Source organism: Streptomyces sp. NBC_00539 (assembly GCF_036346105.1).
Lineage (GTDB): Bacteria > Actinomycetota > Actinomycetes > Streptomycetales > Streptomycetaceae > Streptomyces.
In genome coordinates, this window is record NZ_CP107811.1 from 2902932 (window position 1) to 2916104 (window position 13173).

Here is a 13173-nt window from a genome sequence, read left to right on the forward strand (position 1 = left end):
TCTGTGCACCTCGGGCCAGATTACGGAGCACCCGGCCGATGCTCCCACCACGCGGGGGCGGTGAGACAGCACTGTGACGCAATCGCCGTACTGACTGTCCGTCAATCTGCGGTCAACCGCCGGTACGGTAACTCGCCGTGGCCTTGTCGAAGACCTCGGTCACCTTGCCCTCTTCGTCCTGCGGACCCGTCACCAGCACCACGTGGTAGCTGCCGCCGAGCGCGACGACGAAGTTGCGCGCGACGACGGACCGGCCGGTGGCGTCGATCCACGTGTACCGGCCGGTGGCCCGCAGCTGGTTGCCGACCTTGGTGGTCTTCACGTCGCCGCCGCTCGCCCAGGTGGAGGAGCGGTACGGGGACAGTTCCGGCTCCTTGTCCTTCTGGTACGTCGCCGGGTCGGGGCCGCCCTCCACCTTGTCCCGGCCCGGCACGACGGTCAGCGTGAACTGGCCGTCGGTGTAGCGGACCTGGCCCGCTTCGTTGATGCCGCGCCGCTCCCAGCCCTGGGGGACGGCGATCTCGAAGTGCTCGGGGTCCTGTTGCGTGGTGTACCCGGGCGGCGCCGGGGCGTTGGTCTGCGGGGCCGGCTTGGACTCGGGGCTGCCCGAGGGCGTGCCGGCGCTCGCCTTGGGCGGGGCCTGGCCGGGCGGGGCCGTCGTGGGCGCGCCGGTGGCGGCCCGGGGGGGCTCCGCCGCCCCCGGACCGGCGGACCGGGGCATGAACAGCACCGCGTACGCCACCGCCGCGGCGAGGACGGCGAGGATCCCGACCAGCAGGGTCCGCCCGAGGGAGCGCGGGGCGCGGGAGGTGTCCGCGCTGCGGTGGCGGCCGTGCAGGTCACCGCGCCTGCGCACGACGGGCAGCCGTGCCGGGTCCGGCTCCGCCATCGGCAGCACCCCGAAGCCGGCGTCGGGCTCGGGGGCGGAACGGATCAGGGACCGCAGCCAGCCGCGGAGCTCCTCGAAGTCGGGCCGCTCGGTGGGGTCCTGGCGCAGCAGTGACTCCACGACGGGGCGCAGCGGGCCGCACTCCTCGGCGAAGGCGGGCGGCTCCGCGCACACCATCTCGACCAGCTCGGCGACGCTGTCCTCGGGGTACGGGGCGTGTCCCTGGACGGCGCGGTACAGCAGCGCGCCGAGCGCCCACAGGTCGGTGGCGGGGCCGACGGGCGGGGCCAGCTGCCAGTGTCCGTGCACGGGGCCGGCCTGTTCGGGCGCCCACCGCTCGGTGACGGCCCCCACGACGGCCATCCGGGTCTGCCGCGCGCGCTCGGCGTCGAGGCCGGTGCGGGGGCCGCCGGCCCAGCCGTCGGCAGCGGCCTGCGGGGCGGGGTGCGGCGCGGGGCCGGCGTCGGGGTGGAGGCCGGTGTCGGGGTCGGCGTCGGGGTCGGCGTCGGGGTGGAGGCCGGTGTCGGGGGCTTCGGCTTGGCGGTAGCCCCGGGGCAGGGCGAGTTGCGCGGGCAGCCCGGACGCGGGCCGGGGCGCGGGCAGCTCGGCGGGACCCGGCCGGGGGCCGGTCGCGCGCGGGGTGGCGCCGTGCCAGGGCGCGGCGGCGGTGTCCGGGCCGCCGTACGGGTACGAGTACCCCTGCGGCAGGTTCGACCCCCCGGGCAGGGCTTCCGGCAGAGCTCCGGGCAGGGCGTCCGGTAGGTCCGCAGCCGCGGCCCGGCGCTCCTCCTCCACCCGGGCGGCGGCGGCCCGCGCCCCGGCCCGGTAGGCGGCGATGGTCCCGGCGCGCGCGGCGGCCTCCCGGTCGGCCCCGTCCTGGGTCCGGTCGTCGGGGCGGATGTGGTCGGAGTACCGCGGCCCGGTGTCGTACCCCGGTGCCACCAGCGGCGCGTAGACCGGCGCGTACGGCTCGGCCTGCGGGGCGGGGGCGTACGGCTCGGCCTGCGGGGCGGGGGCGTACGGCTCGGGGGCGGGCGCGTACGGCTCGGCCTCGGGGGCGTACGGCTCTTCCGCGTGCGCACCGCCGTCCGGAGCCTCCCATTCGGCGACACCGCCGCCGCCGGGATCCTCCGGTACCGGGTCGTACCCGCACAGGGCCTCCTCGGCGGCGCCGGCCGCCAGGCCCGTCAGGACGACGCGGCCGTCCTCGCATATCAACACGGTCCGGACCGTGATGTTCCGGTGGGTCCAGCCGTGGGCGTGCAGCACCCGCAGCGCGGTCAGCACGTCGGAGGCCACCTCCGCCGCCCTGTACGGGCTCAGCGGCTCATCGGCGATCAGCGCGGCCAGCGGCCTCGCCGGGACCAGCTCGCTGACTATCCACAGCGACCCGTCCTCCGGGAACACGTCGAAGACCTGGTCCAGTCGCGGATGGTCCGGCACCGAAGCCGCCGCCTGCGCCGCCGCGATCGCCCGGCGCACCGCGGGGAGTTCCCCCGACGGGCGCCGGCCATTGACCGGCCCGCGCGTCCCGTCCAGCAGCTCCGCGTCCACGACCTCCGGCAACGGCACCTGCCGGACGAGGACTTCCTGCCCGCTGCGCGTGTCGAAGGCACGCGTCTCGACCAGCTCGTACTCGTCCGACGGCGGCAGCGGCAGACGGTAGCGGTCGGCCAGGATCCGCCCCGCGTAGTCCTCCACTCCGCCTCCCCCGAGTGCGCGCCGGGCCCCTTTGGTACCCGTGGACACGATACGTCGCCCGAGCCGCCCGCGTCCCGGGCCTGAAGAGGCCCGCCCCGACGGGGGGACCCGCCGGGCCCCGGCTCAGCCCAGGGGCTGGAAGGTCTGGAACGCCGCGTTGCGCAGCTGGGTGCACTCCGGCCCGTCCCACTGGTCGGCGGCGCAGCTGATCATGATGGCGAAGCCGTGGTTGGGGTCGGCCCGGAAACCCCGGTCGAGCACCCGGACCCGGGTGCCCTGCTGCTCCCGTTCGAACTCGTAGTCGGCGACGGTGGGGTAGCCGCGGTAGTCGACGGTTTCGAGGCGCAGCAAGCGGTAGCCCGTGCTGCTGGACTTGACGCCGGAGGCCATCTCGACCCAGGCGGCGCGGGCGTCCTTGCCGGGACTGCCGGTGAAGTCGACCTGCACGCGCGGGAAGCCGCCGTCGCGGCTGTAGATGACGCCGGAGTTCTCGCCCGCGATCCCGGTCTGGTGGAAGCCGTCGGGCATGGCCATGGAGAAGTGGAACCGAACGTCCGTCACCTGCGTGTAGCCGGACGGAAGTCCGCCGCCGCCCGGCGACCCCGGGGTGGACCCCTGCCCCTGGCCCTGGCCCTGCCCCGGTTTGTTGGGCTGAGCACTCGGGGTGGGGGTCGGGGTCGGCGTCGGAGTGGGCGTCGGGGTCGGGTTGGCGGCCGGGGAACCGTTCGCGGAACCGTGGGGCGACGGGGTCCTGGACGCCGACGGCTGCGGGCCGCCCTTGCCCTCGTTCTTGTGCGCGTCGTCACCGCTGAGCGCGTAGGCGATCAGGGAGCCGACCAGTGCCAGCACCACCACCAGGCCGGCTATCGCCAGGGCTATGGTGCGGCGCGGCATCACATCGGTCAGCGGCGCCACGGCCTTCGCGGGCCGCGCGGGCGGCGCCTCGGCGGCCGCGGCGGCGGCAGCCGCCTTGCGGGCGGACCTCAGTGCGGCGCGGGCCCGCTCACGCTGCTCCCGCTCGCGTTCCTTCTTCTCCGCCTTCGCCGCCCTCTCCGCCTTCTCGGCGGCGGCCTTGTCCGCCTTGTCCGCCGCGGCCTTCTCGGCCGCGGCCTTGGTGTCGGCAAGGGATATGGCGCGCGTCTGCTCGACGGCCGGGGGCAGCACCTCCGCGACGGGCGCCGGCTCCGGGGCGTTGATGACGGCGGTGAGCATGGCCCGCGCCCCGGCGTCGTCCAGCCGCTGGGCCGGGTCCTTGGCCAGCAGTCCGTAAATCAGCTCGGTCAGCGGCCCGGCGTTCTTCGGCGGGTCCACCTGCTCGGTCATCACGGCGGTGAGGGTGGCGAGCGCGGAGCCCTTGTCGTACGGGGGCACTCCCTCGACGGAGGCGTACAGCAGGCCGCCGAGCGACCACATGTCGGCGGGCGGGCCCGGCTTGTAGCCGCGTGCGCGCTCGGGGGAGATGTAGGAGGGGGCGCCGACGAGCATGCCGGTGGAGGTGATGGACGGGTCGCCCTCAACCTGGGCGATGCCGAAGTCGGTCAGGACGACGCGGCCGTTGGCGGCCATGAGCACATTGGACGGCTTCACGTCCCGGTGCAGGATGCCCTGGCGGTGGGCGGCGCGCAGCACGTCGAGCACGGCGAGCCCGACCTCGGCCGCGCGACGCGGGGTCAGGGTGCCGTGCTCGCGTATGAACTCCGCGAGCGAGGGCCCCTCGATGAGCTCCATGACGATCCACGGCCGGGCGTCCTCGTCCACGACGTCGTAGACGGTGACGGCGCCGCCGCTGCGGATGCGGGCGATGGCCTTGGCCTCGCGGAGGGTACGGGTGATGAGGCGGCGCTTCTCGTCCTCGTCGACACCGTTGCCGAAGCGGAGCTCCTTGACGGCGACCGTCCGCCCGAGGACCTCGTCCTCGGCGCGCCACACGGTGCCCATCCCGCCCTTCCCGAGCACGGCCCCCAACCGGTACCGCCCGGCCAGCAGCCGACCGCGGTCCGCCGCCTCCGCCTTGGCGTCCCCGGGGCCGGCACCCGCCACCCCGGCCACGGGAGCGGCCTTGTTCAGGTCCGCCTTCCCGGCACCCTTCGGCTTCGCCGCAACGTCCTCGGCCTCCACAGGCGCAGCCTTCGCCGGCCCGGCGTCAGCCGGCTCGTCGGAGCCGCGCTTCCCCGCCACGGGGGTCGCCTTGTTCAGGTCCGCCTTCCCGGCACTCTTCGGCTTCGCCGCAACGTCCTCGGCCTCCACAGGCGCAGCCTTCGCCGGCCCGGCGTCAGCCGGCTCGTCGGAGCCGCGCTTCCCCGCCACGGGGGTCGCCTTGTCCGGCCCGGCCTTCGCAACACCTGCGGCGGCCACCGGCTTGGCGCTCCGCGCCTTCACCCCGACGGGCTCGCCCTCCGCAAGCGCGCTCCCGCCATCCTTGGGCGCGCCGCCCGCAGCCTCGGCGTCCTGCGCCTCCGCGGCCGCCGGCTCGGCGTCAGCCGACTCCCCGGGCGCGGGCTTGCGCGCCGCGGGGACCGCCTTGTCCGGCCCGGCCTTCGCAACACCTGCGGCAGGCACCGGCTTCGGCGCAACTTCCTCGGCGTCCACAGGGGCAGCCTTCGCCGACTCGGCGTCAGCCCTCTCCCCGGGCGCGGGCTTGCGCGCCGCAGGGACCGCCTTGTCCAGGCGGCCCTTCACGGCGCCACCGGCATCCGCCGGCTCGGGCGCGGGGCGGCCCGCCGCCCGGTCCTGCTTCCCCGCGGCAGCGGGATCCGCGTCGGCGTGCTCGGACCCCGCCCTACCCCGGTCCGGCTTCGCGGCGCCAGCGCCAGCGACACCGGCAGGCGATTCGGTGTGATCCGGCTTCGACATGCGTCCCCTCTGCGTTCGTGCAGCCTGCCCCGGCTGCCCCGGCAGCCGCCGGGGGGCACGGTAAACCGCCCCGGCAGAACCCTCATTGTTGCTCACTCCGCAACGGACGGACGCCCCGGGTCCGCGGTTCCCCCTCCCGGATCCCGGAGTTACAACGGAACGATGTCGGGCGCCCCCAGCCGCGCCGCGTCCGCCGTCTGGTCGTCCGGCTGGCGCTGCGATTCCCTTTCGGCTTCCACCCGCTTCTCGTAGTGCTCGACCTCCTTCTCGATCTGCTGCTTGTCCCACCCCAGAACCGGAGCCATCAACTCCGCGCACTCCCGCGCCGATCGCGTCCCACGGTCGAACGTCTCGATCGAGATCCGCGTGCGCCGCGTGAGCACGTCCTCCAGGTGCCGCGCGCCCTCGTGCGACGCGGCATACACCACTTCTGCCCGCAAGTAGTCGTCCGCACCCGACAACGGCTCCCCCAACCCGGGATCGGCCGCGATCAGGTCGAGCAGTTCCTCCGTCAGCGACCCGTACCGGTTCAACAGGTGTTCGACCCGCACGACGTGCAGGCCCGTCCGGCCGGCGATCCGCGCGCGCCCGTTCCACAGCGCCCGGTAGCCCTCCGCCCCGACCAGCGGGACGTCCTCCGTCACGCAGTCGGCGACCCGCTGGTCCAGCCCGTGTACGGCCTCGTCCACCGCGTCCTTCGCCATGACCCGGTACGTCGTGTACTTGCCGCCCGCGACCACCACCAGCCCCGGCACCGGGTGCGCGACCGTGTGCTCGCGCGAGAGCTTGCTCGTCGCGTCCGACTCGCCCGCCAGCAGGGGCCGCAGGCCCGCGTACACGCCTTCGACGTCGTCCCGTGTCAGCGGCACCGCCAGCACCGAGTTCACGTGCTCCAACAGGTAGTCGATGTCGGCGCTCGACGCCGCCGGATGCGCCTTGTCGAGGTCCCAGTCGGTGTCCGTGGTCCCCACGATCCAGTGCCGGCCCCACGGGATGACGAACAGCACGGACTTCTCGGTCCGCAGGATCAGCCCGGTGGAGGAGTTGATCCGGTCCTTCGGTACGACCAGGTGGATGCCCTTCGACGCCCGGACGTGGAACTGGCCCCGCTCCCCGATCAGCGCCTGCGTGTCGTCCGTCCACACCCCGGTGGCGTTCACGATCTGCTTGGCGCGGATCTCGTACTCCCCGCCGCCCTCGACGTCCCGCACCCGCGCCCCGACCACCCGTTCGCCCTCGCGCAGGAAGCCGATGACCCGCGCCCCGTTGGCGCAGTGCGCCCCGTAGACCGCGGCCGTCCGGACCAGCGTCGTCACGTACCGGGCGTCGTCCATCTGGGCGTCGTAGTACTGCAGGGCCCCCACCAGGGCGTCCTTGCGCAGCGCGGGCGCGATCCGCAGGGCGTGCTTGCGCGAGAGGTGCCGGTGGGTCGGCAGGCCCCGTCCGTGCCCGCTGGAGACCGACATCGCGTCGTAGAGGGCCACGCCCGAACCGGCGTAGAACCGCTCCCAGGCCTTGTGCTGGAGCGGGTAGAGGAACGGCACGGGCTTGACCAGGTGCGGGGCCAGCCGCCCCAGCAGCAGGCCGCGCTCTTTCAGCGCCTCGCGCACGAGCGCGAAGTCCAGCATCTCCAGGTACCTGAGGCCGCCGTGGATCAGCTTGCTCGACCTGCTCGACGTGCCCGACGCCCAGTCCCTGGCCTCCACCAGGCCGGTCGAGAGGCCTCTGGTCACGGCGTCGAGCGCGGTTCCGGCGCCGACCACGCCCGCGCCGACCACCAACACGTCCAGTTCGCGTTCGGCCATTGCGGCGAGCGCCTCGGCGCGCTGCGCCGGTCCCAGTGTCGCTGTCCTCACGGCTGCCTCCCGTTGTGCGGGCGTACCCGCCTGCTGCGGGCGAACCTGCTCGATGCGGGCGTACCCGCCTGCTGCGGGCGAACCCGCACCCACCCCCGTCCACGATTCTCACCGGCCGCTCCCGACTCGGCCACCGGCTGTGGACAACACAACGGTAGCCATCACCGCGGAATGCGACATTTCAGTCATATATACGCCTAGTCTGACATTGCGCCAGCCTTGGTCATCCACAGGACTTGCGCGCCCAGCCCGCTCATGCAAGGGAAGGGAAGGGACGGCTACCCCCATGCCCGCAGATCTCGCCGTCATCGGACTCGGCCACCTCGGCCTCCCCCTCGCCCAGGCGGCTGTCGCCGCCGGAATCGAGACAGTCGGCTACGACAGCGGTCCGGCCACGGACAGCAGCCTCACCGCCGCCGAAATCCGCCGCATGTCGGCGGCCGGCTTCCGCATCACCACCAACCCCGCCGAGCTCGGCCGGGTCCGCACCGCCGTCATCTGCGCCCCCACCCAGCTCGGCGCCGACCGGGCACTGGACCTCTCCGCCGTCGGCGAGGCCGGCCACGCGCTCGCCGCCCGGCTGCGGCCCCACACCACCGTCATCCTCGAATCCGCGGCCCACCCCGGCGTCACCGAGGACTACCTGCGCCCGATCCTCGAAGCCGGCTCCGGACTGCGCGCCGGCCGGGACTTCCACCTGGCCTACTCCCCCAGCCGCCTCGACCCCGGCAACCGCACCCACGGCATCGCCAACACCCCCAAGGTCATCGGCGGCCTCACCCCCGCCTGCACCGAGTCGGCGCACGCCTTCTACGCCCGCATCACCGAGAAGGTGGTCCGCGCCCGGGGCCTGCGCGAGGCGGAGACCGTACAGCTGCTGGAGACCAACTACCGGCACGTCAACATCGCCCTCATGAACGAGATGGCGGTCCTGTGCCACGACATCGGCGTCGACCTGTGGGACGTCATCCGCTGCGCCGAGACGAAGCCGTACGGGTTCCAGGCGTTCCGACCCGGCCCCGGCGTCGGCGGCCACGGCGTCCCCCTGGACCCCACCTATCTCCCCCACACCACCCGCACCCCGGGCCACCCGCTGCGCATGGTCGGTCTGGCCCAGGAGATCAACACCCGGATGCCGCAGTACGTCATCCAGCGCTCCGCCACCCTGCTGAACGAGCACGGAAAATCCGCCCGCGGCGCCCGCGTCCTGCTGCTCGGGGTCACCTACAAGCCGGACCTCGCGGACCAGGAGGGTTCCCCGGCCCCGGAGATCGCCAGCCGGCTCATCGACCTCGGCGCGCTGATCAGCTACCACGATCCGTACATCTCGGGCTGGCGCGTCCGGGACCGGCCGGTCCCGCGGGCCGAATCGTTGTACGAGGCCGCCGCCAACGCCGACCTGACGATCCTGCTCCAGCACCACCGCACGTACGACCTCCAAGGCCTCGCGGTCAAAGCCCAGTTGCTGCTGGACACCCGCGGGGCCAGTCCGGCCGGCGCGGCCCATCGGCTCTGACCTGCCGGGAAATCCCCCCTGCGATCGTCGGAGCGGCCTGCTAGCCTGCGGCGTCGCTTATCTCGCACTTACGTCCGATGGACACCCGTGCGTCCGCATCCCTGGGGGGACCTTCTTCATGAGCCAGCAGTTCCAGCCGCCCGCGCCCTCGTCCTACACCCCGGCCCCCGACCAGGCGCCGGCCCGCACGGGCAACGTCGGTCTCGGCATCCTCGCGGCCGTCGTGGCGGCCCTGGTCGCGGCCGGCGTCTACGGCGCGATCATGAACGCCATCGAGCGCCAGATCGGCTACGCCGCGGTCGGTGTCGGCCTCCTCGTCGGCCTCGCGGCCGGCAAGCTCGGCGGCCGGAACCCGGTCCTGCCCGTGGTCGGTGCGGTCCTGTCGATCGGGGCCGTCTACCTCGGCCAGCTGTTCTTCCTCGCGCTCGCGCTCGCCGACTACACCCACATCGGCGTCGTCGACGTGCTGAGCGACCCGGGCATCGGCGGCCTGAACGACATCTGGAAGGAAGCGGCCGAGCCGATGGACTACCTCTTCCTCGCCATCGGCGGCTTCATCTCCTTCGGCGCGGCCAAGAAGGCCGCCGCCTGACCCGCCCGCAGACGCCGGAGGGCCGGCACCCCACCCGGGGTGCCGGCCCTCCGGCGTACGTACGGAAGAAAACGTCCGGTCAGCGGCTGTGCTGCGAGTCCGCGACCGTGACCTCGACCCGCTGGAACTCCTTGAGCTCGCTGTAGCCGGTGGTGGCCATCGAGCGGCGCAGCGCGCCGAAGAGGTTCATCGAACCGTCCGGGGAGTGCGACGGGCCGGTGAGGATCTCCTCGGTGGTGCCGACCGTACCGAGGTCGACCTTCTTGCCGCGCGGCACGTCCTCGTGGACGGCCTCCATGCCCCAGTGGTTGCCCTTGCCGGGCGCGTCCGTGGCACGGGCCAGCGGGGAGCCCATCATCACCGCGTCCGCGCCGCAGGCGACGGCCTTGGGGATGTCCCCGGACCAGCCCACGCCGCCGTCGGCGATGACGTGCACGTAGCGGCCGCCGGACTCGTCCATGTAGTCGCGGCGGGCCGCGGCCACGTCCGCGACGGCGGTGGCCATCGGGACCTGGATGCCGAGCACGTTGCGCGTGGTGTGCGCGGCGCCGCCGCCGAAGCCGACCAGGACGCCCGCCGCGCCGGTGCGCATCAGGTGCAGGGCCGCGGTGTAGGTGGCGCAGCCGCCGACGATGACCGGCACGTCGAGCTCGTAGATGAACTGCTTGAGGTTCAGCGGCTCGGCGGCGCCGGAGACGTGCTCCGCCGACACGGTGGTGCCGCGGATCACGAAGATGTCCACGCCCGCCTCGACGACGGCCTTGGAGAACTCGGCGGTGCGCTGCGGGGAGAGCGCGGCGGCGGTGACGACACCGGAGTCGCGCACCTCCTTGATGCGCCGGCGGATCAGGTCCGCCTGGATCGGCGCGGAGTAGATCTCCTGGAGGCGGCGGGTCGCGGCCGCCTCGTCCAGCTCCGCGATCTCGTCCAGCAGCGGCTGCGGGTCCTCGTAGCGGGTCCACAGACCTTCGAGGTTCAGCACGCCGAGGCCGCCGAGCTCGCCGATGCGGATCGCGGTCTGCGGGGATACCACCGAGTCCATGGGAGCGGCCAGGAAGGGGAGCTCGAAGCGGTACGCATCGATCTGCCAGGCGATCGAGACCTCCTTCGGGTCCCGCGTACGCCGGCTCGGGACGATGGCGATGTCGTCGAACGCGTACGCCCTGCGGCCGCGCTTGCCGCGCCCGATCTCGATCTCAGTCACGTGTGGTGGCCTTTCCTCTGGGTCTGCCCGTCCAGTATCCCCGAACCCCGGGGGCCCGCGTTCCGGTGACCGCTGTACGGACGCACGACGAAGGGGCGGACCCCCGTCAGCGGGTCCGCCCCTGTCCGGAACCGATCAGCCCTTGCGGGAGTAGTTCGGCGCCTCGACCGTCATCTGGATGTCGTGCGGGTGGCTCTCCTTGAGCCCCGCCGAGGTGATCCGGACGAAGCGGCCCCGTTCCTGCAGCTCGGGGACCGTGCGGCCGCCGACGTAGAACATCGACTGGCGCAGGCCGCCGACCAGCTGGTGCACGACCGCGGACAGCGGACCGCGGTAGGGGACCTGACCCTCGATGCCCTCGGGGATCAGCTTGTCGTCGCCGCCGACGCCCTCCTGGAAGTAGCGGTCCTTGGAGAAGGAACGCTGGTCGCCGCGGGACTGCATCGCGCCGAGCGAGCCCATGCCGCGGTACGACTTGAACTGCTTGCCGTTGATGAAGAGCAGCTCGCCCGGGGACTCCTCGCAGCCCGCCAGCAGCGAGCCGAGCATCACGGTGTCGGCGCCGGCGACGAGCGCCTTGGCGATGTCGCCGGAGTACTGGAGGCCGCCGTCGCCGATGACCGGGACGCCCGCGGCCTTCGCGGCGAGCGCGGCCTCGTAGATGGCGGTGACCTGCGGGACGCCGATGCCGGCGACGACGCGGGTGGTGCAGATGGAGCCGGGGCCGACACCGACCTTGATGCCGTCGCAGCCGGCGTCGATGAGCGCCTGGGCGCCGTCGCGGGTGGCGACGTTGCCGCCGATGACGTCGACGCCGGAGTTCGACTTGATCTTGGCGACCATGTCGCCGACCAGGCGGGAGTGGCCGTGGGCGGTGTCGACGACGATGAAGTCGGCGCCCGCCTCGATCAGGGCCTGGGCACGCTCGTACGCGTCACCGGCGACACCGACGGCCGCGCCGACGAGCAGCCGGCCGTCCTTGTCCTTCGCGGCGTTCGGGTACTTCTCGGCCTTGACGAAGTCCTTGACCGTGATGAGGCCCTTGAGGATGCCCGCGTCGTCGACCAGCGGCAGCTTCTCGATCTTGTGGCGGCGCAGCAGCTCCATGGCGTCGACGCCGGAGATGCCGACCTTGCCGGTGACCAGCGGCATCGGGGTCATGACCTCGCGCACCTGGCGGCTGCGGTCCGACTCGAAGGCCATGTCGCGGTTGGTGACGATGCCCAGCAGCTTGCCGGCGGCGTCGGTGACCGGGACACCGGAGATGCGGAACTTCGCGCAGAGCTGGTCCGCCTCGCCGAGCGTGGCGTCGGGGTGGACCGTGATCGGGTCGGTGACCATGCCCGACTCGGAGCGCTTGACCAGGTCGACCTGGTTGGCCTGGTCGGCGATGGAGAGGTTGCGGTGCAGTACGCCGACGCCGCCCTGGCGGGCCATCGCGATGGCCATGCGGGCCTCGGTGACCTTGTCCATGGCCGCGGAGAGCAGCGGGACGTTCACCCGGACGTTGCGGGAGATGAGGGAGGAGGTGTCGATCTGCTCCGGCGCCATGTCCGACGCGCCCGGCAGCAGCAGGACGTCGTCGTAGGTCAGTCCGAGCGTGGCGAATTTGTCGGGCACTCCGGTCGAACCGCTCTCGGTCATGACACCTTCCCAATGGTCTTGCTCAGCGCGGATGTCCATGCTAACGGGATCCTGGGGCGTCTCATTCCACGACCAACATCAACCGTCAGTTTCGTGGGTTCCTACGACCACCTGCCGTGACGGGACGGGCGCCTACTGCTCGGCGAGGGCGCGCAGCCGGCTGAGGGCACGGTGCTGGGCCACGCGTACCGCGCCGGGCGACATCCCGAGCATCTGCCCGGTCTCCTCGGCGGTGAGGCCCACCGCCACCCGCAGGACGAGCAGCTCGCGCTGGTTCTCCGGGAGGTTGGCCAGCAGTTTCTTGGCCCAGGCGGCGTCGCTGCTGAGCAGCGCCCGCTCCTCGGGGCCCAGCGAGTCGTCGGGCCGCTCCGGCATCTCGTCGGACGGGACGGCGGTGCTCCCGGGGTGGCGCATGGCTGCCCGCTGGAGGTCGGCGACCTTGTGCGCGGCGATGGCGAAGACGAAGGCCTCGAAGGGGCGGCCGGTGTCCCGGTAGCGGGGCAGCGCCATCAGGACGGCGACGCACACCTCTTGCGCCAGGTCCTCCACGAAGTGACGAGCGTCACCGGGAAGCCGGGACAGCCGGGTGCGGCAGTAGCGGATGGCGAGGGGGTGCACGAAGGCGAGCAGGTCGTGAGTGGCCTGCTCGTCGCCTTCCACCGCTCGGCGTACGAGCGCGCTGACGGCCCCGGCACCGCCGCCTTTGGCGGCGTCCGTGTGGCTTGTGGCCGTGGGTGACCCCTGGGCCTCGTCGTCGCGCATCGATCCATGGTGCCTTGGCGCGGGACCGTTCGTGGCACCGCGGCCCTGGTTGTGCGTCGAAGCGTTATGAGCGGGTGCGCCGGAACTCATGGTGTGCGCCCTCCCCTCCGCTCGGCCCGAATGGTCCCTGAGGCCACATCTTCGAAAATGCGGCAC

At 73.1% G+C, this 13173-nt stretch carries 8 protein-coding genes; 2 read left to right on the top strand and 6 right to left on the bottom strand.

What is annotated here, in order from left to right; translation table 11 throughout:
- Positions 1-112: 112 nt before the first annotated feature.
- From OG861_RS12705 to OG861_RS12715, 3 genes are all read right to left on the bottom strand, one after another.
- Positions 113-2590 carry a serine/threonine protein kinase gene (locus OG861_RS12705; RefSeq protein WP_329197580.1) on the bottom strand — a complete coding sequence of 826 codons (2478 nt, stop codon included), beginning with the start codon at positions 2588-2590 and terminating at the stop codon, positions 113-115.
- A 123-nt stretch (positions 2591-2713) separates the two neighbouring features.
- Complete coding sequence (locus OG861_RS12710; RefSeq protein ID WP_329197578.1) at positions 2714-5179, bottom strand: serine/threonine-protein kinase; 2466 nt, start codon at positions 5177-5179, stop codon at positions 2714-2716.
- A 413-nt stretch (positions 5180-5592) separates the two neighbouring features.
- Entirely contained in the window at positions 5593-7299 is a 1707-nt protein-coding gene (locus tag OG861_RS12715) for a glycerol-3-phosphate dehydrogenase/oxidase (RefSeq protein WP_329197576.1), read from the bottom strand.
- Between the two features lie 286 nt (positions 7300-7585).
- Between OG861_RS12715 and OG861_RS12720 the strand changes: the two genes are divergently transcribed.
- Together OG861_RS12720 and OG861_RS12725 are read left to right on the top strand one after the other, a co-directional pair.
- Entirely contained in the window at positions 7586-8815 is a 1230-nt protein-coding gene (locus OG861_RS12720; RefSeq protein ID WP_329197575.1) for a nucleotide sugar dehydrogenase, read from the top strand.
- Positions 8816-8933: 118 nt separating this feature from the next.
- Entirely contained in the window at positions 8934-9407 is a 474-nt protein-coding gene (locus tag OG861_RS12725) for a hypothetical protein (protein ID WP_329197573.1), read from the top strand.
- Between the two features lie 79 nt (positions 9408-9486).
- Here OG861_RS12725 and OG861_RS12730 read toward each other — a convergent pair whose 3' ends face one another.
- The 3 genes from OG861_RS12730 to OG861_RS12740 all read right to left on the bottom strand — a co-directional run bounded on the left by OG861_RS12730 (position 9487) and on the right by OG861_RS12740 (position 13017).
- Complete coding sequence (locus OG861_RS12730) at positions 9487-10611, bottom strand: GuaB3 family IMP dehydrogenase-related protein (protein ID WP_329197571.1); 1125 nt, start codon at positions 10609-10611, stop codon at positions 9487-9489.
- Between the two features lie 135 nt (positions 10612-10746).
- Complete coding sequence (gene guaB, locus OG861_RS12735) at positions 10747-12255, bottom strand: IMP dehydrogenase (protein WP_329197569.1); 1509 nt, start codon at positions 12253-12255, stop codon at positions 10747-10749.
- A 132-nt stretch (positions 12256-12387) separates the two neighbouring features.
- A complete protein-coding gene (locus OG861_RS12740; protein ID WP_329197567.1) occupies positions 12388-13017 on the bottom strand; it encodes a sigma-70 family RNA polymerase sigma factor in 630 nt (209 codons plus the stop codon).
- Between the last annotated feature and the right edge of the window lie 156 nt (positions 13018-13173).